This is a genomic window from Candidatus Poribacteria bacterium (genome assembly GCA_028820845.1).
GTDB lineage: Bacteria > Poribacteria > WGA-4E > WGA-4E > WGA-3G > WGA-3G.
On sequence record JAPPII010000113.1, the window covers coordinates 1 to 22,769 of the forward strand.

The 22,769-nt window shown below is 47.0% G+C and carries 21 protein-coding genes and 3 tRNA genes; 18 read left to right on the plus strand and 6 right to left on the minus strand.

The annotated features are described in order from the left end of the window. The first annotated feature begins 104 nt into the window (after positions 1-104). The 3 genes from OXN25_20350 to OXN25_20360 all read left to right on the plus strand — a co-directional run bounded on the left by OXN25_20350 (position 105) and on the right by OXN25_20360 (position 3,339). On the plus strand, positions 105-527 hold the full coding sequence (locus tag OXN25_20350; protein MDE0427213.1) for a hypothetical protein: 423 nt from the start codon (positions 105-107) through the stop codon (positions 525-527). Between the two features lie 140 nt (positions 528-667). Further along, positions 668-1,945, plus strand: a complete 1,278-nt coding sequence (locus tag OXN25_20355; GenBank protein MDE0427214.1) for a sulfatase-like hydrolase/transferase — start codon at positions 668-670, stop codon at positions 1,943-1,945. Beyond that, entirely contained in the window at positions 1,933-3,339 is a 1,407-nt protein-coding gene (locus tag OXN25_20360; GenBank protein ID MDE0427215.1) for a hypothetical protein, read from the plus strand. The genes OXN25_20355 and OXN25_20360 overlap by 13 nt, the downstream gene beginning before the upstream one ends. On the opposite strand, the gene OXN25_20365 is transcribed toward OXN25_20360, so the two are convergent. From OXN25_20365 to OXN25_20380, 4 genes are all read right to left on the minus strand, one after another. Then, positions 3,329-4,045: a glycerophosphodiester phosphodiesterase family protein gene (locus tag OXN25_20365; GenBank protein MDE0427216.1), complete on the minus strand. Its 717-nt coding sequence runs from the start codon at positions 4,043-4,045 to the stop codon at positions 3,329-3,331. The genes OXN25_20360 and OXN25_20365 overlap by 11 nt on opposite strands. A 25-nt stretch (positions 4,046-4,070) precedes the next feature. Beyond that, positions 4,071-5,495 carry a sigma-54 dependent transcriptional regulator gene (locus OXN25_20370; GenBank protein MDE0427217.1) on the minus strand — a complete coding sequence of 475 codons (1,425 nt, stop codon included), beginning with the start codon at positions 5,493-5,495 and terminating at the stop codon, positions 4,071-4,073. A gap of 84 nt (positions 5,496-5,579) precedes the next feature. Beyond that, positions 5,580-6,866: an LLM class flavin-dependent oxidoreductase gene (locus OXN25_20375; GenBank protein MDE0427218.1), complete on the minus strand. Its 1,287-nt coding sequence runs from the start codon at positions 6,864-6,866 to the stop codon at positions 5,580-5,582. 74 nt (positions 6,867-6,940) lie between these two features. After that, a complete protein-coding gene (locus OXN25_20380; protein MDE0427219.1) occupies positions 6,941-7,717 on the minus strand; it encodes an aldo/keto reductase in 777 nt (258 codons plus the stop codon). Positions 7,718-7,805: 88 nt separating this feature from the next. Here OXN25_20380 and OXN25_20385 point away from each other — a divergent pair. Continuing rightward, a tRNA-Leu gene (locus OXN25_20385) sits at positions 7,806-7,891 on the plus strand. 23 nt (positions 7,892-7,914) lie between these two features. Then, positions 7,915-7,988 (plus strand) — tRNA-Met (locus tag OXN25_20390). A gap of 572 nt (positions 7,989-8,560) precedes the next feature. Here OXN25_20390 and OXN25_20395 read toward each other — a convergent pair. Further along, positions 8,561-8,776, minus strand: a complete 216-nt coding sequence (locus OXN25_20395; protein MDE0427220.1) for a hypothetical protein — start codon at positions 8,774-8,776, stop codon at positions 8,561-8,563. Between the two features lie 181 nt (positions 8,777-8,957). Next, the gene (locus tag OXN25_20400; GenBank protein MDE0427221.1) at positions 8,958-9,143 is read right to left on the minus strand and encodes a hypothetical protein; all 186 of its coding nucleotides are present in this window, start codon (positions 9,141-9,143) and stop codon (positions 8,958-8,960) included. Between the two features lie 325 nt (positions 9,144-9,468). Between OXN25_20400 and OXN25_20405 the strand changes: the two genes are divergently transcribed. The 13 genes from OXN25_20405 to OXN25_20465 all read left to right on the plus strand — a co-directional run bounded on the left by OXN25_20405 (position 9,469) and on the right by OXN25_20465 (position 22,738). Further along, positions 9,469-11,334, plus strand: a complete 1,866-nt coding sequence (locus OXN25_20405; protein ID MDE0427222.1) for a WD40 repeat domain-containing protein — start codon at positions 9,469-9,471, stop codon at positions 11,332-11,334. Between the two features lie 16 nt (positions 11,335-11,350). Beyond that, complete coding sequence (locus OXN25_20410; GenBank protein ID MDE0427223.1) at positions 11,351-11,578, plus strand: hypothetical protein; 228 nt, start codon at positions 11,351-11,353, stop codon at positions 11,576-11,578. Next, entirely contained in the window at positions 11,559-12,881 is a 1,323-nt protein-coding gene (locus OXN25_20415; GenBank protein ID MDE0427224.1) for a glycosyltransferase family 39 protein, read from the plus strand. The genes OXN25_20410 and OXN25_20415 overlap by 20 nt, the downstream gene beginning before the upstream one ends. Further along, complete coding sequence (locus OXN25_20420) at positions 12,868-14,130, plus strand: ABC transporter permease (protein ID MDE0427225.1); 1,263 nt, start codon at positions 12,868-12,870, stop codon at positions 14,128-14,130. Before OXN25_20415 ends, OXN25_20420 begins: the two co-directional genes overlap by 14 nt. A gap of 176 nt (positions 14,131-14,306) precedes the next feature. Continuing rightward, positions 14,307-14,975, plus strand: a complete 669-nt coding sequence (locus tag OXN25_20425) for a DUF1080 domain-containing protein (GenBank protein ID MDE0427226.1) — start codon at positions 14,307-14,309, stop codon at positions 14,973-14,975. Positions 14,976-15,071: 96 nt separating this feature from the next. After that, a tRNA-Met gene (locus OXN25_20430) sits at positions 15,072-15,143 on the plus strand. Positions 15,144-15,200: 57 nt separating this feature from the next. Next, a complete protein-coding gene (tilS, locus tag OXN25_20435; protein MDE0427227.1) occupies positions 15,201-16,667 on the plus strand; it encodes a tRNA lysidine(34) synthetase TilS in 1,467 nt (488 codons plus the stop codon). A gap of 7 nt (positions 16,668-16,674) precedes the next feature. Further along, a complete protein-coding gene (gene hpt / locus OXN25_20440; protein ID MDE0427228.1) occupies positions 16,675-17,205 on the plus strand; it encodes a hypoxanthine phosphoribosyltransferase in 531 nt (176 codons plus the stop codon). A 254-nt stretch (positions 17,206-17,459) separates the two neighbouring features. After that, positions 17,460-18,230: a c-type cytochrome gene (locus OXN25_20445; protein ID MDE0427229.1), complete on the plus strand. Its 771-nt coding sequence runs from the start codon at positions 17,460-17,462 to the stop codon at positions 18,228-18,230. 319 nt (positions 18,231-18,549) lie between these two features. Then, on the plus strand, positions 18,550-19,077 hold the full coding sequence (locus OXN25_20450; GenBank protein ID MDE0427230.1) for a hypothetical protein: 528 nt from the start codon (positions 18,550-18,552) through the stop codon (positions 19,075-19,077). 92 nt (positions 19,078-19,169) lie between these two features. Next, a complete protein-coding gene (locus tag OXN25_20455; GenBank protein MDE0427231.1) occupies positions 19,170-19,961 on the plus strand; it encodes a M23 family metallopeptidase in 792 nt (263 codons plus the stop codon). Next, a complete protein-coding gene (locus tag OXN25_20460) occupies positions 19,903-21,432 on the plus strand; it encodes a transglycosylase SLT domain-containing protein (GenBank protein MDE0427232.1) in 1,530 nt (509 codons plus the stop codon). Before OXN25_20455 ends, OXN25_20460 begins: the two co-directional genes overlap by 59 nt. A gap of 43 nt (positions 21,433-21,475) precedes the next feature. Further along, positions 21,476-22,738 (plus strand): Gfo/Idh/MocA family oxidoreductase, encoded by a 1,263-nt coding sequence (locus OXN25_20465; protein MDE0427233.1) that lies wholly within the window; start codon positions 21,476-21,478, stop codon positions 22,736-22,738. Positions 22,739-22,769: the final 31 nt, after the last annotated feature.

The window sequence follows — 22,769 nt, forward strand, 5'->3', positions numbered from 1 at the left end:
TAAGCGACGACTGAGAATATATCAACTCATTTTCTAATTTTGCGTAAGTCCTATCCGAGAACGGCTATGGACATATTCTCGGCAAAAGACCTGCAGCGGGTACGGTGGCTAATTACGCCTTCAGGACGAGCAGCACCGGTACCGGTTGGGAAGCTTACTTTGCAAACGGCGGCTGGAAAGGGGCATGGAATCAAAATCAGGTCAAAAAAGATACCTGGTTGTACATGACCGCAACTTACGACGCAAAGGATAAGATTACAATCTACGAAAATGCTGAAGAAATTGGCGGTGCTGCCGGGATGGGTAAACCGGCACCTCGGAATGATACTGATGTCAACATTGGCGGTTGGACCAACAACACATCAGAGACACTTGACGGTATGCTCTATGAGGTCGCAATTTTCGCTTCCGTCCTGGAAGTAGACGATATAGAGGCACTGATGGAGGAAGGGTTAGTGACACTACTGCCTGTTAAACCTGCTGGTAAACTTGCAACGACGTGGGCAGGTATCAAAGCTCGGCAATAGGTTAAGTAAATTGGTGCAGCTGGTGTGTTCTCTAAACGACTGGCTGCACCTATTTTACGGATGTTTGCTGTAGGAAAACAGCATGATTGAAAATCTCGAACACGCGCGACTCACAATTCATCACCCAACACGGAGAGACTATGGCAAAATCACCAAATATCCTTCTCATTCTCGCTGATGACCACGGCTACGGGGATATTTCAGCACACAACGGTCCATCAATTCAAACACCAAACATCGACCGGATCGCCGCAGGCGGCACACGGTTTACCAGATTTTATGCGAATTCTTCGGTCTGTTCTCCGAGCAGAGCCTCGCTCATGACCGGACGCTATCCTGACCGGGCTGGCGTTCCCGGCGTTATCCGCACCCATCCAGAGAACAGTTGGGGCTACTTTCGACAGGACGCAGCCACGCTTCCCTCAACCTTGAAACAGAAGGATTATCGCACCGCACTCATTGGCAAGTGGCATCTTGGACTTGAACCCGAGAATCATCCGTGTAAGCGAGGCTTTGACCATTTCCACGGCTTCCTCGGCGATATGATGGACGACTACTACATGCACCTCCGACACGACATCAACTACATGCGATACGGCTTTGAGACGATTGATCCAAGAGGGCACGCCACCGACCTCTTCACGGAATGGAGCGCAGAATTCATCCAATCGCAAGCACAATCCCCTGACCCCTTTTTCCTCTATCTCGCCTATAATGCACCACACACACCGATACAACCCCCAGATGATTGGGTAGAACGGGTTCGCGAACGTGAACCGGATATTTCGTCAGAACGCGCCAAATATGTTGCCCTCGTCGAACACATGGATGCCGGTATTGGACGCGTGCTTGATACACTCGCCGAGACAGATCAGCTGTCGAATACCCTTGTTATCTACTCCTCTGATAACGGCGGGGCAATGAACGTTGGGGCACACAACGGTCCATTGCGCGGACAGAAAGGCGATATGTATGAAGGCGGCATCCGAGTTCCAACGTGCGCGATGTGGCCCGGACACATTTTAGAAGGGCATGTCACCGATCAGGTCGCACTACTCATGGACATCTTCCCGACGGTATGTGAGGTGACAGGCGCACCGATTCCAGATGAGATTGAGGGACGTTCAATCTGGCAAACGCTTCAAGGGGAACAGCAAGACTTCTCTGAGCGTATCCTCTACTGGTTGCGAAGGGAAGGCGGTGGACAATTTTTCGGTCAATCCCAACACGCAGTCCGACGCGGCGACATCAAACTCCTCCACAACAGACCCTTTCAACCCTTAGAACTCTACGATTTATCAAGCGATCCGCTGGAAACGACAAACAACATAGAAACAGATACGGAACTCTTCAGAGAAATGAGTCAACTGTTTCAGGCAGAGACGCAGAAAGCGGGCAACGTATCGTGGCAGCCGTAGCAGGATCCGCCGAGCCTTCTATTCTCAAAAACATCCTTATTATCGCACCGCTCAGCCTCATTGGACGTGCCGGCACATTCCTCATCTACATTGTCCTTGCTAACTGGTTCGGCGATACAGCAGAGATGGACTTTATCTACTACTATTGGGGGATCGCTGTATTCCTGATTGAGTTGCTCAGTGCTGCTTCAGTCTATTCTGTCCTCGTTCCGTTGTTAGCCGAAGCCCGTGCAAAAAGCGAGACCGAAGCACAACGTTGTGTCCAATCTGTATTTTCTCTCTATATCACCATAATGCCGGTACTCTGCTGTCTTTTAGTCAGCATTTCTTATGCAGTCTCTCAACTCTTTTTTCCCAATGCAGGACTCGCACCTTCTACCACTATTAGTATCGTGTGCGGTTTTCTCATCTTTGCGATTGTTTCTGCGATCCGCTGGATGCTTAAGGCGATATTAGACACCTACCAAGCATTCCAGTTACCCGTCATTGTCCAAGGAATCCGTGCTGTTTTGATCATCGGTACTATCTACCTACTCAAGCCTTCTTTGGCTTGGTTTAGCATACCACTGTCCCTGATTCTTGGTGAACTCTTTCAAATCCTTATTCTATTTCCGAGATGCTGCGCCATGCTAAACTTACGCGTCCGGGACTTGGTAGTGTTTAAGATCGGCGGTTGGCAAGAAACACAATACACCAAATCGTTTTTACGGCAGTGTCTACTGATGATGGTTGCAGCGATCTCAGACGGATTAAATCCGGTTGTTGACAGGGGTATGGGAAGCACATTAGGCGCGAGTTCGGTGTCAAAACTCGATTACGCCCTCCGTTTGTGTGCAATTCCTGAAACGCTCACGGGTGTCACACTGCCCATTTTGCTATCACACTGGGCGAAGATTTCCGCATCTAAATCGAACTCGGAAAACACCCAGCACTTACAGCGAAGTGTTTGGCAAGGTGTTATCGCTTTGCTGGTGCTGATGGTACCATTTCTTGTCGTGTTCTATCTTTCCCGGTCAGGTATCGTCGCGATGTTGTATGGGCATGGGAAATTGTCGGAGGCAGGACAGGTTCATATCGCTTCACTGCTCGGTATCTATCTTTTGGGGATGCTTCCGCGTTTAATCAGTAGGTTGCTCATCCGTGCACATCTGGCACGTCAAGCACACCGGACTGTTCTCACGGCAACACTCATTAGGCTTATCCTCAACCCGTTTCTCAATTGGTTTTTCATGCAATATTGGGGATTAGAAGGGATTGCTTGGTCAACGGCTCTGTTATCTTATCCGATTCTTGGGTATATTGCGGTTGCATTCTGGCGACCAAAAGATAAATTCAAGGACGCAAACCGCAAACCGCAAACCGCAAACCGCGATGGACAAAGCTCTACACTTTAGCAAAACGCTCAGGGCAGTTCGAGGCGATGCCCTGTACGCCGAAAGCCTTCATTTCACACATACGCGCGATCTCATCAACAGTCCAACACCACAAGGCGAGCCCGCGGCGGCGGACTTCATAAGCAAACTCCGCTGTGATAAGTTGATGATTGACATTTAAGAGGCTGCTACCGAGTTCACCTAACTGTTGACACAACTGTTCAGGAGCCGCATGATCGTTATGGCTTCCGATAAGCCATCCCGTCGGAATGCGAGGCTCTAATGCGCGAACGGTTCGCAAAACGGAAATATGGAAGGAGATAATAACGGTTAGATTTAAGGATTGAGTCTCGCGAACCTTTGCCACGACCGCCTCGGCTATCAACGGGTCCTTGATTTCCAGAACCGCAATAGTCTCTTCCCCAACGCATTCCAATGCTTCCGAGAGGGTCGGCACCGGTTCACCGGTAAATTCAGGAGCAAACCACCCGCCCGCATCAGCCTGTTTGATTGTTTCCAAGGGGATTTGGTTAACGGGACCACTCTGGTCAGTCGTTCGATCCAAGGACGAGTCGTGTATCACCACGACCTCGCCATCGGCACTGCCGTGCAGATCAAGTTCAACAGCATCAACACCAATTTCGATCGCCTTTTTGAACGCAGCGAGCGTATTTTCTGGCGCACTGCCTGACGCCCCACGATGCGCAATCCGAATCCACGAACCCATGATACGTCCCTTCCAGAGCGAGCTGCTACTCGATATCGCCTTGCCGAATCTTCTTTAAAAGGGTCGTTCGACTCATGCCCAGCAAGTTGGCTGTCTTGCTGTGATTGCCCGAAAATTCATCTAACACCAGTTCAATCAATGCCTTATCCAATGTAGCGACAACTTCCTCATAAAGTCCAGATTTCTCATCAGCGATAGCCTCTTTTGTGACATCTTGTAAAATAGATTTGAAAGCGGTGAAGAGTTGCGGCGCGTCCGTTGAATCTGTAAGGTCCCCTGCCCGAATTTCTGTTGGTAGGTCGTCTGGTAAAATCACATCTGCCCGACAGAGTGCTGCCGCGCTTCTGAGACAATTCTCTAATTCCCGAACGTTGCCGGGCCATCCGTAATTTTGTAGGAGCTCCATACCATCTTCGGAAATACCACGGATCAGTTTACCGAGTTCTTCTTGAATCAGCTGCAAGAAATGCGTAACAAGCAACGGAATATCTTCTCGGCGTTCACGCAAAGGTGGGAGGTGGAGAGCGACGCGCTTGAAACGGTAATAGAGATCCTCACGAAATTGACCTCGCTTTACCATATTTTCAAGTTCTTGATTCGTTGCAGCGATGACACGCACATCTACTTTAAGGGTACGGGTACCTCCCAATCGCTCAATCTCTTGTGTCTGTAGTGCGCGGAGGAGCTTCACCTGTAAAGCCGGGGTCATATTCCCAACTTCATCAAGGAAAAGGGTACCACCATCAGCCAATTCAAATCGTCCGGGTTTACCCTCTGTTTTCGCACCCGTAAACGCGCCCTCCTCGTAACCAAACAACTCACTTTCCAAAAGTTCATCCGGCAGTGCGCCACAGTCAACGGGAATAAACGGGTGCTCCTTGCGTTCACTTCCTGCGTGGATTGCGCGGGCAACAAGGTCCTTGCCTGTTCCTGTTTCCCCTTCAATCAAAACGGTTACTGTATTGCTCGCCATAACACCAATGAGTTTGTAAATTTCTCGCATCTGACTGCTTTTTCCAACCAAGCGATGCCCAACTTGTACCGTTGGCAAGTCGTCTGCTGTGTCTGCAGGCAAGGCACTACGGACGGATTGTGTACGGAAGGCGCGGTCCAACACACTTTTGACGATGTCCAAATCAATCGGTTTCGGAACAAAATCGAATGCCTGCAAGCGCATCGCCTCTATTGTCGTCTCCACATCGTCATAAGCCGTGATAATAATCACAATTACCCACGGGTAACTGGCTTTAATTTCGCCTAACGCCTCCAGACCACTCATCCCTGGTAGTCTTACATCAAGCAAGACGACATCCGGCTTATCGGCTGCGATGCGGCGCAAACCCTCCTCAGCATTGTTTGCAATACTCGGGCAGTAACCTTCGCTCTCCAGAAATTGCTCAAATGCCCAACAGATTTTCTCATCGTCGTCAATTACTAACACATTCTTCATCTTTTTAACTATTAAGTCTGGGCACCGTTCCACGAATCAAATACAGACTATAGTCTCTTGAGTCCCGTAGGACGGCATCCGAAGTTAATCGTTAGAAAATCGTTTGCCACCTTCTATTGAAAGCAAAAACTTTTTACCATCCTCGCTCATTTCAGTATCGTCAGGAACTTCCTTTCTCTCCTCCAGCTTCCGTTTGAGAACCGGATAAGAATCAACAACAGGAACTTCACTGAGAGAAGTGAGCATCGGTTTCCGCTTTTCCGCTGCCTCAATTACTTCGGCGAGCCGTTCATTTTTTCCTGCAACCTGTGCAGCGTCTCGCTCTTTGAAATCCGGGAGTACTCGTTCTGCGAACAGTTCCAGAGATTCACATATATCTTCATGGCGGTTTGCCCCCGCCTGTTGAATGAAAACAACTTGGTCAACCCCAGCACTCTCCATTATCTCCAAGTGTTCACGTATCTGATCAGGCGTGCCGATCCCCGCTCTGGCTTCGGCAGGATCCTGCCGGGTCTGTTTATAAAGCTGCCAAATATCGGTTTCTCCGGGTATCTGCGAGCCGTTGTGATAATAGTGAGCAAGGCCAAATCGGAAGAAGCGCAAGCCGTCTAATCCACGCGCAACTGCAGTCTCTTCATCATCATGGCATGAAAAACCTGATACCATCGCAATATTTGGATTCACCCGCTGTGTCAAAGGTTCACACGCTTTCTCAAAGATGTCATAATATTCCTCAACCCAAAATTTGGCTTCGTTTGCATCAACGAAGGCGAAAGTCAAAGCACCGAGCCCGTATCGAGCTGCATAGCGCAGACTATCACGACTCGAACATGCGACCCAAGGTGGTGGGTGAGGACCTTGTAACGGCTTGGGAACGACGTTGCGCGGCGGCATCGAAAAATACTGTCCTTCATACCCAGCATAAGGCGATTGCACCATCATCTTTGCTGTTTCGCGTGTGCATTCTGCCCACATCTCGCGTTTGCATTTCGGATCGACGTTGAACCCACCAAGTTCCATGTGTGAAGCGGACTCGCCAGTTCCCCATTCCACGCGACCGTTCGATACAAGGTCAAGTGTTGCGATACGTTCGGCAACACGTGCCGGATGGTTATAACCCGGTGGCATCAGGACGATCCCGTGTCCTAACCGAATCTGACTTGTCCGTTGGCTACATGCAGCGAGGAACACCTCTGGGGCAGAAGAATGCGAATATTCCTCAAGAAAGTGGTGTTCAACCTCCCAAATATAGTCGAATCCGAGTCTGTCAGCGAGTTCTACTTGTGCTAACGCATCCTGAAAAAGTTTATGTTCCGCCCCCTCATCCCAGGGACGCGGAATCTGATGTTCGTAAAATAGTCCAAATTTCATGCGTTCTTATCGTTTCCTATATTAATCTCTCACCTAATTCAGTTCACCTAATTCAGTGGCAGCAAAATCCAAATTTAGCTATCAATCGTATCAAGCATTTGCATTTCTGCCTCAGTTAACTGCCATGCGAAAACATCCAAATTCTCGCGTAAATGTGGTACCGAACCAGACTTCGGAATCGTAATAATGTCCTGCTGGACAAGCCAGCGCAATGCCACCTGTGCCGCAGTTTTTCCGTGATTTTTTCCAATTTCACTGAGCGTTGCGTCACCCGCAAGGTCTCCAACAGCTAAAGGACGGTGCGCAGTCATTACAATATTTCGAGCGTGGCAGTAGTCTCGCAATTCCGAGCGATTTCTACGGACATGATATTCGACTTGGTTTGTGCAAATCGGGAGTTCGGAAACTTCGCACGATGCCGCTACTTGTGGAATACTAAAATTACTGATGCCGATGCTTTTTACCTGCTCTGCTTCATAGAGCTCATGGAAAGCCCCAAAAGTTTCAGCAAACGGAACAGAATCGTTTGGATGGTGAATCAATAACAGATCTACGTAGTCCATCTGCAGATCCCTTAGACACTCTTCAAATTGGGAGAGGACATCAGCATGCCTAAGATGAGTTCCCCAAATCTTGGTGGTAAGAAAGAGGTCTTCGCGGTCGATGCGAACGTCACGAAGTGCTTTTCCAATCTCGCGTTGATTTTGATACATCCACGCTGTGTCAATGTGATTGTAACCCAACGCGATAGCCTCTTTGACGACGCGCTCGCACTGTCCGCCTCTTAATTGCCAGGTTCCCAAACCCAGTATCGGCATTTCATGCCCTGATGCAAGTTTAATGTTCTTCATAATACCCTATAATATCTGATTTTGGAAAAAAAGTCAAAAAAAGTTGACAAATACCAAACGTATAGTATATACTATTAACAGAATTAGCGGTCGAGTGGTGGAATCGGTAGACACAACGGACTTAAAATCCGTCGCCCTTAAAAAGGTGTGAGGGTTCAAGTCCCTCCTCGACCATGATTTGTCCTAATAGTTCTTAGCGCAGGGTAGAGCAGTCAGGTAGCTCGTCGGGCTCATAACCCGGAGGACGCGGGTTCAAATCCCGCCCCTGCAATCCTCTTGAATTCTTTTGTGGTAAAATGACACGGGGCTGTGTCATTTTACCCACTCCCCGAGTCTCCATCTCATCTCTGTATTCTTAACTTCCACACGCCATATCTTGAGCGTTTAATTCCTTCAGCGATCTTGATTTCCCACTATTTCACAGATTTTTTACGTTTCCAAACAGAAAAATGAAAAAATTTGCATAAATTCCTAAAAATTCTGGAAAAAATTGCAAATGAGGCCTAAACTTTTTGAGTTTGGCGCATATATATATACATATAGACCGAAGTTGATATGTTTCACGAACGCATGGGGAATCTTTTGGAATAAGAGCCTTCGATTTTCATGCAAGAAACTCTCAAATTTCCTCAGCCCGTTCTTCCTATAAGGAGAAGAAAAATGAAAGCCTTTTTCAACACCAAAAGTATTGTGGGGCGAATCGTGATCGTCTCACTTCTCGCTGGTGGGTTAGTCTTCGCTAGCGCAGTTGCTGTGAATATGTTTGTGCCGACACCAACTGAAGCATCAAATTGCTGTGGGAGTACAGAGCTAGGAGGCACAAAGGATAAAACCTCTGGTCAATCAAACTGCTGTGGAGGTGGCAAGGCACTCCCAACAACGAGCAGTGATGATGACTGTCCATGCAACGCTGGTGGTTGTGACGCGAGTAGTTGTAGCGATTGTACTCCCAAAAAGTGTCCTACAGATGCTACTTGTAATGATGGAAATATAGATTGTGGGTGTGATGGCCAGTGCAACTCGTATGCTTGCAACGATGATTGCTAATGAATTTAGCAAACGTGTCACCTACTCATTATAGAGACTCTCTTGTCTATCGGCCGGAGAGTCTACTATAGTAAAACGGAAAATAATTGCACACGCCTCCCATCCTTGCAGGCGAGGTTTCCTAACTTCGCCACTGTGTACTGTATAATTAAATTAAACGGCTTGTGCTAATTAGATTTTGCGAGATTTCGGTTTACGCATGGACGAGGTCTTTGAGTTGCATCAAAGGCCGTCCGATATTGAGGAAAACACCTATCAGACAGTCACCGATCTTATTGCTCATGCGGGTCTGAAGGCCCCAATGCTTTCGGGCACGCACCCGAGAGACACCGAGCTGTTCGGTGAGTTGACCGATAGTCGTCTCAATGCGTCTACGCATTTTGACCTGCTGTTTGAAAAGTCCTCGGGAGACTGGTGTTTCTGATTCCGCCACAGCAAAGGATGGACACATTCAACCTAAATTCTATAGCACAAGCATACTGTCTATGCTTTCTCTGAACGCATCCAGCGCACATTCAACCTAAATTCTATAGCACAAGCCATTAATTACTGAATTCACCATAAGATCAAACAACAATTTAATGAGAAGCGAAAACCAATTTCCCCAACCCCAACATGGGCCTTGCCCTGGCAAGGGTGATATAACGACTTGGGCATTACCCAATGGTGCGATCGCTAGATTCGGACGCGGATGTGTACATGATATGGCATTCTCTCCTGATGGAAAGTGTCTCGCTGTCGGAAGTCGAATAGGTCTGTGGTGGTACCAGCTGCCAGATTTATCTCCTACTGCCTTGTGGGAAACTGGGCAAGGATTAGTTTCTGCTGTTACCTTTTCTGATGATGGACAGTTGCTTGCAACAGGCAATTGGGATGGCAACATTACAATATGGGATGTTCAGCAGGCAAACATTTTGGCTCAACTAAAAATTCCGGGCCTTATGGACAGAAAGATGCCTGTGAAGCAAATTACTTTCTCTCCCGATAGGCAATGCCTTGCCGCATCTGGAAGTGAGGATATTGTTTACGTATGGGATTTGGAAACTGCAGATATGATTGCAAAATTCACCGGAACAAAAAAAAAATCCAGTCGATGGTCAACTGTTATACCATTATCTTTTTCGCGAGATAGTCAATTGCTCGCGTCAGCGAATCTCGACTACAACATTTCAGTGTGGAACGTGAAAAAAAATAAAAAAATTGCTTGTCTCACCGGCCATACAAATTCGGTATATTCTGTGTGTTTTTCGCCGTGTGCACAATTTCTAGCATCAGGAGACCGAGATGGGACATTGCAAGTGTGGAATCTCATGAGAAGCATACAAGATATGACGTTTACTGAATATGCAGAGTATCGTGTAACACCTTGTTACTTATCTTCCGGTGCCCTACTAGCAGCGGGGAATTATCGAAACAAGACAGTAATTTGGGATGTGCTTCGGCGCGAAAAATTTGACACTTTCAAACACCATGGACTTGTTCATGCCACACGTTTCTCGGACTGCGGGACACAATTGGCTGTTGCAACCCAATATGGGTTAAAAATCTGGACAGCTAATATCCCTTCCACAACATCATCTATCTCTGGACATACTAGTGTCCCTATTTCAACAACATTCTCACCAGATGGGAAGACTTTAATGAGTTTGGATGGTGGTGCCATTCCATTTTGGGATATTAAGTGTAAAGGTTTGAAGACAATATTCGCGAAAAATAATGCTATTCGTTCGTTTGTGTGCTCACCTTCTGGAGATACCCTCGCTGCCAGTATTCACGAGACAACCGCCAAAGTGTGGAATGTTGGAAAATCAGGTCAACTAATTGCCAAGTTCAGAAAACACCAAAAACGGTTGTACGCTATGGCGTTCTCGCCCACAGGCAAACGGTTAGCAACAGCAGATTTAGAAGGAAATATATATGTGTGGGATGTCTATAGTTGTAAAAAGTTGAGTAAACTTACAGAACACTTAGATCAGATCCGATCTCTGGTATTTAGTCCTAATGAAAAACAACTTGTGATTGCATCTGAGAACAAAACTGCCCTACTATGGGACATTGAACGTAACGCACTTATTACTTCTTTATCCCTAAATTCACGCTTAGATGCAAGTAAGTATAAAGGGAATTATAATGAAGTTCAACGAACACTGAAATCGCTATCAAAGAGAACAAACAACAGCGACTCTACCCTCGCTATAGAGACAGTCGCATTTTCCCCCTGTGGCAATATAATTGCCGGGGGGTTGTATAGTGAACTTCGATTATGGTCGACAGTAAATTATAAAACGCTTTACTCAATACAACTTCCCCGCGGGTGTCAGTGGCCATTTACATTGGCGTTTTCCCCCTGTGGTCGCTATTTGGCTTCCGGGGCGTGGCATATATCAAATATGAGCCAAAAAAAACTTTCCATTCGTTTATGGGAAGTTACTACTGGGAAAAACATAGCAACCTTCTGGGGACATCCCACTGACATTCAGTCCCTTGCATTTTCACCTGATAGCACCCTCTTGGCAAGTGGAAGCTTTGATGGTACCATACTATTGTGGGATATGACTCCTTATCTATAGCAGGTGCAGCAGCACTATGGAACAGATTATTTCCTGCAGATCCAACAAGAAATGGGTATTTTACAACCTGCTGCTTCTCGTGGTAATTCTGTCTTCAAGTTTACTGAAGTTCCGCCATCTTGGACACGCGTCTCTCGGTTCAGCGGATGAATGTTGTCACGCGCTCGTTGCGAAAAATCTTCTCAACCACCCATTCAAACCGACGCTGATTGACACTCCTTATCTTGCCAACCTTTGCCTTTGATTGGGGTGCCAACCACGTGTGGTTGCATAAACCGATTCTCGGGTTATGGCAGATCGCATGCTCTTATTGGTTGTTCGGGGTTAAGACTTGGGCACTACGATTGCCATCTGTGATTTTAAGCACGCTCGCGGTGTGGTTGACATATCTCATCGGTAAGGAACTCTTGAGTCGGCAGGCAGGTTTTATCGCCGCTACAATTCAAGCGTTCTCTCCGTTTTTGATGCGGCTAATACACGGCTATCAATTCAGTGATGCTATTGACATCTCTCTTTTATTTTGGACAGAATTTGCGATCTATTTTTTCGTGCGAGCATTACGCACAAGAAAATGGGCGGAACTCGCTTTGGCGGGATTTGGACAGGGATGTGCTTTTCTCAGCAAATCGTATCTCGCTTTGATTGTAACAGGCTTAGTCGTGACAGCGTGGATTGCTCCCGCGCTTGGAATGGCGAAGCAAACGGAGATCCATATTCGAGGGAGACACGTACTTGGATTAACAGGTGTATTTCTGCTAACAGCACTACCGTGGACGCTTTGGACAGCAATTCAGTTCCCTGTTGAATTTCGACACGAACATTTATACACATGGCTTCATCTAACAACAGACATTGAGAATTGGGCTGGGCCCTGGCACAAGGTCATCTTGGTTTACGGTCCTAGGCTTTACGGCATCTTTTATATTCCAGTATGTTTAGCAACACTGGTCTTATTTTGGAAATTGTTTTCCGAAGAGAACATCGGATTGACACTCACCTATGCCTGGGGTTTTGGCGTGCTCATTCCGCATCTCTTGGCGGCAACAAAAACGCCCTCAGCAACGCTCATCGGCATGCCAGCCTTCCTCCTACTCTTTGGTGAGGCGGTAAATAGATGCTTGTTATGGATGCAAGGACGCAAAGCGTTAATTTTTCGAGTTAGTACAATTATTACAATCACAAGTCTATTTATCCTCGGTGTTCACACTATAATCGGCGCATGGCAAATTACATCCCGCAACAGAAGGACAAAAACATTGGCAGAGATTGCGACTTATGCTGAAACGAAGCTCCCTCAAAATGCAGTTCTCCTTGTAGAACTTGATGCCGACGAGCTCCGAAATACAGATGAGCATTTACGCCTTATGTTCCTTATGTCGAAAACAGCACATCCACTCAGCAATCCAGACGAATGGCAAGAAAAAGCAGGGCAGGTACGAATAACTGGAGGGATTCCATATCTTGTGTCATTCCGCGAGTGGTCCCTTCCGCTCGTATTCACTAGCCTAACCGATAAACGGAGTATTTATTCTCATGAAGTTCCATGATGCAATTGCTGCAGGTATCATCCATATTCTACAAAATAGACTCCGCGCGGTGTTGTCTATACTCGGTATCCTCATCGGAACTGCCAGTGTGTTATGCATGATAGCGATCGGGGACGGTGCGAAACAAATTATCGCGGAAGATATTGATAAATTCGGTGGAGTTAACCAAATACAATTCTGGACTCGCTTCGCTATTTGGAGACGCAGTCGTATTTTACGGTATACAACCGAGCGTTATAAATTTGAAGATGTACACGCTATTGAAGCAGAATGCCCAGATGTCACCTTCGTTTTGCCAAAAAACGATAGATATTATGGAACGCTTACCAATAGACAGGGAAGTAAAGTCCACCTGCCTGTGGAGGGTGTAACAGCAGATTATGATCGTGGACTGCGATGGCAAGTCCAGCAAGGGCGTTTTTTCTCTCAAAACGATATCGATACTGCAGCACAAGTGTGTGTCCTCGGTGCCGAAGCTGCTATAGACCTCTTTGGACAGGGATCCGCTTTAGGACATGAAGTGAAAATTAAGTTACGGCGGCAGCCACCTGTTCGGTGTCGTGTTGTCGGTATCATGGCACCTAAGGGTAGAAGTCTCCACAGATACGGGTCCCTGGATGACATCGTCTGTGTCCCGCTGACAACCCACCAGCAAAGGCTCTCTGGAAGACGTTATATTGAAAGAATCGTTGTCTTTTTTGAAGAAGAAGCAGAGATTGATAATGTTATCGAATCTGTTCGGGAAGTGCTGCGTAAAAGACACAGAGGCACTGATGATTTTGTCGGTTATTGGATACCCCGACGCAGCTTGCATCGACTCAACCACATTGAAAGCGTGATAAAAATCGCCTTGGGCGGCATCGCAAGTTTTTCGTTATTTGTCAGCGGCATTAGCATCATGAACATCTGTCTCGTCTCGGTCGGTGAAAAAACACGTGAGATCGGTCTACGAAAATCAGTCGGTGCCAGACGACGAGACATTTTCTGGCAGTTTCTCACTGAATCGATTAGTTTATGTGTTTGCGGTGGGATTCTCGGCATCGGTTTAGGTCATCTCTCAGCACACGGAATGGCAGCGTTGGCAGTGAAACTTGTCCCTATTGTACCGAAGTGGCCAGTAGTGCTATCTCTGCCGTGGATACTGATTTCGGTATGCCTTTCCACGGTGATAGGTGTTGGCTTTGGACTTTATCCTGCGATGCGTGCCTCTCGACTCTCACCAATTGATGCACTTCGATCTGATATCTGATTTTCTTGAATCTCTTTCTGCTTCGTGGTAAGATAATCGTGGATGGCCAGAGAACACGATCACAGGGTCTGTTTTTTTAAACGAATAGTGAGTTGTTAGAGCCTTCAGCAAATCCGCAATGAGACAGATAGATATTAAACAGTCTCTATCCGCAAACGGGTAGATTGGAGGAACCGATGCGTTATTCAAATGTAGTCTCCATTATGTTCATGATCGCCATATTAACCTCAACTGCCACCGGAGGCGTATGGCAGGAAAATTTCGACAAAGGGCTTCCAGACGGCTGGAATGAAGTCAAAGGCGAGTGGAAAATAGAGAAAGATGCTTATGCCGAAACCTCTGGCGCAGAGTACGCCAAAACGATGTTCGGTGACGAAGATTGGACAGATTATACCGTTGAAGTGGATGTAACCTTGGTGAAAAATGTGGGTATAAATGCGGCAGGTTTGCTCATTCGCGCCGATACGAACGGAGACAACGCCATGCGATACTGGATCCGCACCGACCAGCATAAATGCCAATTCTCACGCTGGAAAGAGAATCAATGGGACCACCTCGCAACCCCTCTACCGGTTGAACCGGAAGTTGGCGAGACCTATCGCCTCAAGGTCGTCGCAGAGGGGCAGAACTACCAATGTTTCATTGATGATGAACTCCTATTTGACGATGCAGACGATGCAAAATTCCGAGACAGTGGACGCATCGGCTTTATTACCCATTCGGCAAATGTTCATTACGACAATCTCACCATCAACGGCGAAGAAATTCCAGCCTTTGCAGTTGAGGCGAATGGTAAACTTGCAACCTACTGGGGACGACTGAAATCGGATGCGCGGATGCGGTAGCGTATCTGATAGAACTTAAATTTTGACTTTTCTTCTCTTATGTGTTATACTTAATGTAGATTTTCGGATAAAGTTTGTAAACCTACCCCGAAAAGTGCCGGTGTAGCTCAGTGGTAGAGCACACGACTCATAATCGTGCTGTCCGGAGTTCGACTCTCCGCACCGGCATTGTCCTTTTGGTGCCGCTTGCAAGCCAAAACTTGCTGTCAAAAATAGGCACGCCTTATGACAACCAACTTTGTCCAACAGATGCATCGCCTCATTTCACAACACAATATGATCGAACCCGATGAAACAGTGCTTGTTGCTGTCTCAGGCGGTGCGGACTCGCTCGCACTCTTATATGGATTGCACGCTTTACACACACAACTCAACTGTTGGTTTCATGTTGTGCACCTAAATCACTGTCTCCGTCCTGACGCTGACGCTGATGCCGATTTTGTCCAACAACACGCATCACTATTAGACTTGCCGTTTACCGTCCGACGTGCCAAAGTCCCTCGTTTGGTGAAAAAGTGGAAACTCTCAGTAGAAGCCGCCGGTCGCAAGGCGCGAAACCAATTTTACGACACTGTTTGTACAGAAGTCGGAGCCACTAAGGTAGCTTTAGGGCACCATCAGGATGATACCGCCGAAACGGTCTTGATGAACCTCATTCGGGGCAGCGGTGCCACTGGACTGACAGGCATTGCCCCCGTGAGAGACCTTAAGATTATCCGTCCGCTTGTAGGGTCTACACGCCAGCAAATTGAGGCATTTCTCGCTTCCATAGGTGTAACACCACGGCACGACGCAACCAACACGGATAAACGTTATCTTCGCAACCGTATCCGTCATGAACTGATACCGCTGCTTGAAAACAACTATAATCCGAACATCAGAACAGGATTAACCCGTACTGCCGATGTGTTAGGTGCTGAGTCGGAATATCTCAATACAATTGCACTCGCAGCGTTCGAGGCGTGTCGGATATCGGACACGGATAAGGCTGCAGTACCAAACAGTATCGTCCTCAACAGAACGAAATTCCGAGAGTATCACATCGCGTTACAGAGACGTGTGTTGCGACAGAGCGTCGCTGAAATGTTAGGCGACATGAACGATCTCTACTTCGTGCATTATGAAGCAATGCTAAATCTTATCGAAGGGAACGTACCTAACACCGCAGTGGCACTCCCGAACAGTTTACGGTTCAGACGCGTATATCAACATCTCGTTTTCGAGAGAGGCACGAGTGCTGAACTTTCTCTCATCGGCGAGTCGAACAGTTTCACCCATTCGCTTGTTGTCCCCGGCAAAACACTTATTATGGCTTTAAAAGCCGAGATAACTGCAGAAGTCGGCGAGGTCTCGTCTCATGAGACACTTACACCATCAGACGGCAAGTTTGAAGCGATATTTGATTATGAAAAACTAAAGGAAACATTTGCAGAGGTATCTCCGTTCATAGTACGTAATCGGCAGCGAGGGGACCGATTTCAGCCTTATGGTATGCAAGGAACCAAGAAGGTTAAGGACTTTTTCATAGATGCCAAGGTCCCTCGCTACAAACGCGATAGCATTCCACTGCTCGTCTGCGGGGATCAGGTTTTGTGGCTCATCGGTTACACTACCTGTGAACCATTCAAGATTAAACCGAGTACGCAGCAATATCTTTACCTACGTTATGTCAGCAACGAATCCTCTTCCTGAATCTGTTTTGATCTCCGAATCACATCTTCAGAATCGTATTCATGAACTTGGCACCCAGATCGTCACCGATTACAAAAACCAAGAACTCGTTCTGCTGGGTGTGCTTCGGGGCAGTGTCCTATTCTTCGCGGATCTCGCACGTGCTATCTTTAGAGCACAACTTGAAAATCCAGCCAGAGAAGTTCAACTCCGATTTGAATTCGTGCAACTTATGAGCTACCACAATAATACGAAACCCTCAGTAATGGAACTTATTCAAGGCGGCAGCGACTACCTCAAACAACGGCATGTGCTTATTGTAGAAGACATTGTCGACACTGGACACACCTTGAAATTTCTCCGTGAACATCTACAGACCCTAAAACCGAAAACTGTTAAAGTCTGCACACTGCTCAACAAGCCTTCCCAACGTCAAGTCCCTGTCGCTATTGACTATATAGGTTTCGAGATTCCAGATGCCTTTGTGGTTGGGTATGGTCTTGATTATGCACAGCAGTATAGAAATTTGCCTTATATCGCCGTGTTAGAATCACTTTAAACGCCCTCATATAGCAAATTCAGGCGGTCCAACCCTTCAGTATTCCATTTAATGTCAGAGGCATTCAATTTTCCAATAATTTCAATTTTTGCCTGATATCTCTTCACCGTAGGAGCGAGCTGTGCTCGCGATCCCTACGCGGAAATGCGAAAAAACGACAATTGAATGACTCTGATTTAATGCACTTTTTTATTGACAACAAGTGGAATATTTGGTAAAATATTAAAGAAATGCATGCTTAAAAGGAGTTTATGATGCGTAAATTCATTTCCTTGAGCCTCTGTGGCGTTTTAATCATGGTGCTTGTCCTTCTTACACAAGCCCAAATGTCAGATAAAGCGCAGCTGGGGCGAGAACTTTTTCACGATCCAACCTTTAAAGGCACAATCGATCCGTCAAAAGCGACTGGACTTGCTTGTGCAAACTGCCACGCTGATTTCGATGACACAGCAAACCCAGATGGTTTAATCCGCGCGGGACATAGTGTGGTGGGTGTTCCTCACCGTGGAGCGGCAAAAGGCGGGATGATCACAGGTGCAGATTTTGCACGTGCAGCCGGTGGTGGCGGTTTTTGTTATGAACACTTCTTGCAGAGAGTGCCACACGATAAAGTCAATCCTACCGCAATTCCAGCAGAACATGCCGAAGCACTTATGGCTTATTTTGAAGTTATTTCCGGGGACAACAAGGGACCTGAGTTTGAAATTGCCATGCTTGACGATGACGCTAAAAAAGCAGCTGGTGAGACAATCGCTGCCATGAGTGGCGACGCAGGCAACGGTTGGCAACTTTTCGGACGCGCCTGTATTACTTGTCACCCAACGGTTAAGAAAGCTGGAATCGGTACGCAACTCGTCCGATCCAGAGCACCGCGTAATGTTGATGCAACGATGGCGCGTTGGGCCACTAAAATCCGAGGCGGCGGTTCTCTTATGCCGTTCTATGCCCCAGACATTCTTAGCGACCAAGACATTGCTGATATTATCGCATTCTTACGTGAACAAATAGAAAATACGGCAAGATAACAATTTTTCAGGCTGGGATTAATCCTCCCAGCCTAACCCCTTAGTATACGATACATCTACTCTACGATTTGTTTGATTTTTTCTTGTAACCTACTCTCTTCACATACGTTTGTATCAACAAGGTCTTTTTGAACGATTAAGGTTCAATATGTGCGTTTATCTTCAAAAACCAGGGGCAATCTTACAAGAACAACGCACATGAAATCACAGAAACGATGAATAGCCATTCTGTGTTCCTTAGAAGCCTATTTGTCGATTCTGTCGGATTCAGAATATACAAACGTTTTGCCAGATATGAATATGAAGAGAGGATGGTGTCATGAGAGCATCTCAATTCCTTGGAATATCTTTTTGCATGCTCCTACTTGGTTTGGTATTAAGTTTAACAAGCTGTGGTGGTAGTAACCTAAACAACCCAGTATCAGATGTAGATACCACAACACAGGCCGGTGAAACCAGCGACGATATCGTTGAACTTACACAAAACCAAGACATAGAAGAACCGGGGCAAATCACCGATCTGGACGTAACTATCACCGTTACAAAGAAAACGGTGATGCCAGGTGAAGAAACGGAACTTACGGCTTCGGTGAAAGGGGTTAGAGGTACCAGTGTCACATTGAACTGGCTGAATATTACCAAACATGGCGAACTTTCCACACCCAGTGAAAATGCAGTCACTTGGACTGCTCCTGATACGCTAAATGGGGAAAACGTCCAAGTTGAGGTTATCCAACTCGTTGTGACAGTAATTAGCGAAGTGGTCTCAGTGGGAACTTCTGGCATTGATACCGATACCCAAATTTTTTCGGAAACCAAAACAGTCTTATTGACTGTCAGAAATTAGTTAATAAAAGCAATCCTGTGGAAATATGCTAACAGTTTAGTTGGTACGCTGACAGGATATGCCTTTATTTTACATTTAGGGTATCACATGAAATGAAGAGAAATTTAATTCACGTTTTTACAACTGTTTTGTTTATCGTCGCACTCGCTGGGACAAAATCAAATGCAGGTGGGCAGCAACATTTGGTTCAAAAAGGAGATACGTTGTGGGGACTTTCCCGGAAATACAAAGTACCTCTTAAGTCAATTGCCCAAGCCAACCGGATTAAGTTAACCAAGCGGTTGCAAATCGGGGAAAAATTGCTGATTCCTGGAACATCCACTCAGGACACTTGGTATTTTGTTAAAGCAGGTGATACTTTATGGAATATCTCGCGCCGCTATAACGTCGAATTAAAGGATCTGCAAAGGGTCAATGGAATTTCTTCTGCGCGTTCCCAGTACTTGCAGATTGGCACAAGAATTCGGATTCCAAACGGTGAGGATTCTTTTACTTTCGCGAATCCACTCCGAGTTCCATTAGTCGTGACCTCAAAATACGGCTATCGACCTCATCCTGTGACGGGTCGCTACCAGATGCATAATGGGATAGATTTCCGCGCGGCTACGGGGACACGCGTCTATGCATCCAGAGATGGTAAAGTGATTTTTGCCGGACGGAAAGGCGGCTATGGGAAGGTCGTCGGCATAGAGCATGAAGATGATTTTACAACGTGGTACGGACATCTATCGCGTATTAAAGTAAAAAGTGGACAGTGGGTATCTCAAGGAAAGGTAATCGGTCTTTCAGGCAATACAGGGATTTCGACAGGACCTCACTTACATTTTGAAATTAGGTACAAAGGCAGAAGTGAAAAACCAACGCAGTATCTTAGCATACAGTAAACGAGGCTGGCTGTTCATAGTCCCTATTTTTCTCTTACTCTTGTATTTCTCCAATGAAAAAGATACACTCTCAGATCCGCTCAATTTGAGACCTGAGGTTGGCACACGGGGACTTGGGTTGAGTGGAGCTTTTATTAGCACCGTAGATGACGCGACAAGCCCCCTTTGGAACCCCGCAGGACTCGCCACACTTCAACGGGGCAATCTGATTTACGATCTCTCACAAGGCGCACTCTCCCTCGCATATCCGATCAACCCAATCGGGACGTTTGGCATAAATTTCCTTGATTTAAATGGCGGCGACCGCTTTCTGTTAGAACATGCTTCCAACCCAATCGGCAGTTTTGAACTCGGCAGTAACCAAGCCCTCTTTTCTTATGCAAGAAAACTGGGACCCTTCCAACTCGGTGCCAGTACCGGATACAGTCGGGCCCCTTATTACGGCAGCCGCTGGGCACAAAATTATGACATCGGTATGATGACAGAACTCAATCCTTATCTGACAGTCGGAATGCGATTCCGTGACATTTCCGGTGTAACCATCCGACATGAAAGCGGACAGATTCTGCAAACTTTTGACCAGCAGCTTGCTCTCGGAGCAGCCCTAACACCCCACCCCATCATTCGATGGCACAACCGATTAAACATCACCGACCCTGGCTTCGGCACGAGCCTAGAAATCGGAAACGGAACGATCGCCGCTCGAGTCGGTTCAGCATTCTCCTTTAACACTAATGCCCTGGCGCAATCATGGAGTGCTGGATTTTCACTCAACCAACTCGGAAAGCAGCTTCATTACACCTATCTCAACCACGGAGCTCTCGAATATAAACACCTCGTTTCGTTCGGCATGTCTTTTGGCGAACAGCAACCTATTTCACAAAAACCAGAAATTCAGACAGAAAAACAGCAGCCTCATCTCGAAGAAACGACCCCAATACACCCAAAAACAGCGAACGAGATAATTCAAACGCAACAATCAGTACAAACCCCCTCAAAATACAAAGCAGTTCAGATTGCAGAAGCATATAACGTTGATGTAGAACTCCTCCTTGCTATCGTTTACGCTGAATCCAACTTTAACCCACTCGCTGTGTCTAAAAGTGGAGCAGTCGGTTTAATGCAGATGATGCCTCACACGGCGCAGGAACTTGGACTCAAGGTACCAAAGTACTCCAATAAACGCAAACCAACCCAGAACGCGAACATAGATGAACGTTTTAACCCAACCAAAAACCTGCACGCCGGTTTAACCTATTACAAGAGACTTTTAGAGAAATACAGCGGTGATTTAACGCTGACACTTGGTGCTTACAATGTTGGACCTGGTAGGGTCCGGGTGCGCGGTACTCTTATTAGCAGAGGCAAAAGATACGCAAAAAAAGTGATAACCCGTTCCCAACTTTACCGTGATAATCCTGAACAATTGGAAGTTGATCTCAAACGGTTAGAAGCAGTACTTAATAATTAGAGAGCGTGCGCCGTGAAGCACTCTCCTGCTGCGAGGGAAGAAAATGGATAAAATTAGATTGGCAATCGTTGGATGTGGTGGGATGGGACATCGACACATGTACGGATTGGCGGAACTCCATCGTGCCGGATGGACCCGGTTTAACCTCGTCGGCGCGTGTGACCCGGTCCTCGCTAATGCTGAGTCTCTCGCTGCACAAGCCGAAGAACGTTTCGGTCAAAAACCGGCTGTTGTCGGGAGCCTGGAAGAACTTTCTGAAGTCGGTGTAGATGCCGTGGACGTGACGACTACGCCGCCGTACCATCATACTGTCGCCATAGAAACACTTGAACGCGGCTGGCATACCATGGTAGAAAAACCGATGGGTCTGACCGTCCGAGCGTGTAACCTCATTCGACGTGCCGCTGACGCATCCGATGCAATCCTCAGTGTTGCCGAAAACTATCGGCGCGACCCAATTAATCGACTTGCGAAGGCACTTCTTGATGTCGAAGTCATCGGCACGCCGCGCTTTCTCATCCACCATGCAATCGGCGGCACAAACCGTATGACCATCTCCGTCTGGCGACATCAGAAGGATCAGAGCGGCGTGTTGCTGGATGTCGGTGTTCACTACGCCGATATGATTGAGTATCTACTTGGTGAAGTTGATACCGTCTACGCACAAACACGGCTCCACGAACCCATCCGGTACAACGCTGCAGCGGTGACCGGTGAGTCTGGTTCTAACCCATCGGGGGTCTATACGAAATGGCAACGCGAGATGCCTGCTGAATTTGAAGCAACTGCAGAAGACGCAGCGTATGCAACCTTGACTTTCAAAAGTGGTGTTGTCGGGCAATATATTGAGGAGCACGCCGCATGGGGACAAGGGGGCTGGCTCCGCCAAATTCACGGATCCCAAGGCTCTATGACGCTCCCTGGAGACCGAAGCGGTAGACTTATCACCCTTAACATTGACGGACAGGAACCACTCAGCGACGAAAGACTCTTGGATCTCGTTCCGGATTTTCACTTAGATGCTGTTACAACAGATCTATTCGGTGGCAATCGGTTGTGGAACTATGAATTGCCGTTTACGCAAATTGACGCGAAGATTATCGCTATTGAATATGGAGATTTCGCTGAAGCTATTGCTGGAAATGGTGAAGTTGAGGTTGATGCATATCAAGGCACCCGTTCGGTTGCTGTCTCCTATGCTATACTTGAGTCTGGCGCAACCGGTCAGATCGTTCAACTGGACGAGATGCTGAATGAATCCATCAATACGTATCAGCGCGAAATTGACGAAGGATTGGGCATATAATTATCCCATAGTCTGATTTAGAGGATAATCG

What these genes read in the sequence shown, in the direction of transcription:
- OXN25_20380 (MDE0427219.1), bottom strand. Translation starts at nt 7,717, where the DNA reads ATGAAGAACATTAAACTTGCATCAGGGCATGAAATGCCGATACTGGGT.
- OXN25_20420 (MDE0427225.1), top strand. Translation starts at nt 12,868, where the DNA reads ATGAAGTTCCATGATGCAATTGCTGCAGGTATCATCCATATTCTACAA.
- OXN25_20425 (MDE0427226.1), top strand. Translation starts at nt 14,307, where the DNA reads ATGCGTTATTCAAATGTAGTCTCCATTATGTTCATGATCGCCATATTA.
- OXN25_20455 (MDE0427231.1), top strand. Translation starts at nt 19,170, where the DNA reads ATGAAGAGAAATTTAATTCACGTTTTTACAACTGTTTTGTTTATCGTC.
- OXN25_20370 (MDE0427217.1), bottom strand. Translation starts at nt 5,495, where the DNA reads ATGAAGAATGTGTTAGTAATTGACGACGATGAGAAAATCTGTTGGGCA.
- OXN25_20410 (MDE0427223.1), top strand. Translation starts at nt 11,351, where the DNA reads ATGGAACAGATTATTTCCTGCAGATCCAACAAGAAATGGGTATTTTAC.
- OXN25_20405 (MDE0427222.1), top strand. Translation starts at nt 9,469, where the DNA reads ATGGCATTCTCTCCTGATGGAAAGTGTCTCGCTGTCGGAAGTCGAATA.
- OXN25_20450 (MDE0427230.1), top strand. Translation starts at nt 18,550, where the DNA reads ATGAGAGCATCTCAATTCCTTGGAATATCTTTTTGCATGCTCCTACTT.
- OXN25_20355 (MDE0427214.1), top strand. Translation starts at nt 668, where the DNA reads ATGGCAAAATCACCAAATATCCTTCTCATTCTCGCTGATGACCACGGC.
- tilS (MDE0427227.1), top strand. Translation starts at nt 15,201, where the DNA reads ATGACAACCAACTTTGTCCAACAGATGCATCGCCTCATTTCACAACAC.
- OXN25_20465 (MDE0427233.1), top strand. Translation starts at nt 21,476, where the DNA reads ATGGATAAAATTAGATTGGCAATCGTTGGATGTGGTGGGATGGGACAT.
- OXN25_20445 (MDE0427229.1), top strand. Translation starts at nt 17,460, where the DNA reads ATGCGTAAATTCATTTCCTTGAGCCTCTGTGGCGTTTTAATCATGGTG.
- OXN25_20375 (MDE0427218.1), bottom strand. Translation starts at nt 6,866, where the DNA reads ATGAAATTTGGACTATTTTACGAACATCAGATTCCGCGTCCCTGGGAT.
- OXN25_20400 (MDE0427221.1), bottom strand. Translation starts at nt 9,143, where the DNA reads ATGCGTAGACGCATTGAGACGACTATCGGTCAACTCACCGAACAGCTC.
- OXN25_20365 (MDE0427216.1), bottom strand. Translation starts at nt 4,045, where the DNA reads ATGGGTTCGTGGATTCGGATTGCGCATCGTGGGGCGTCAGGCAGTGCG.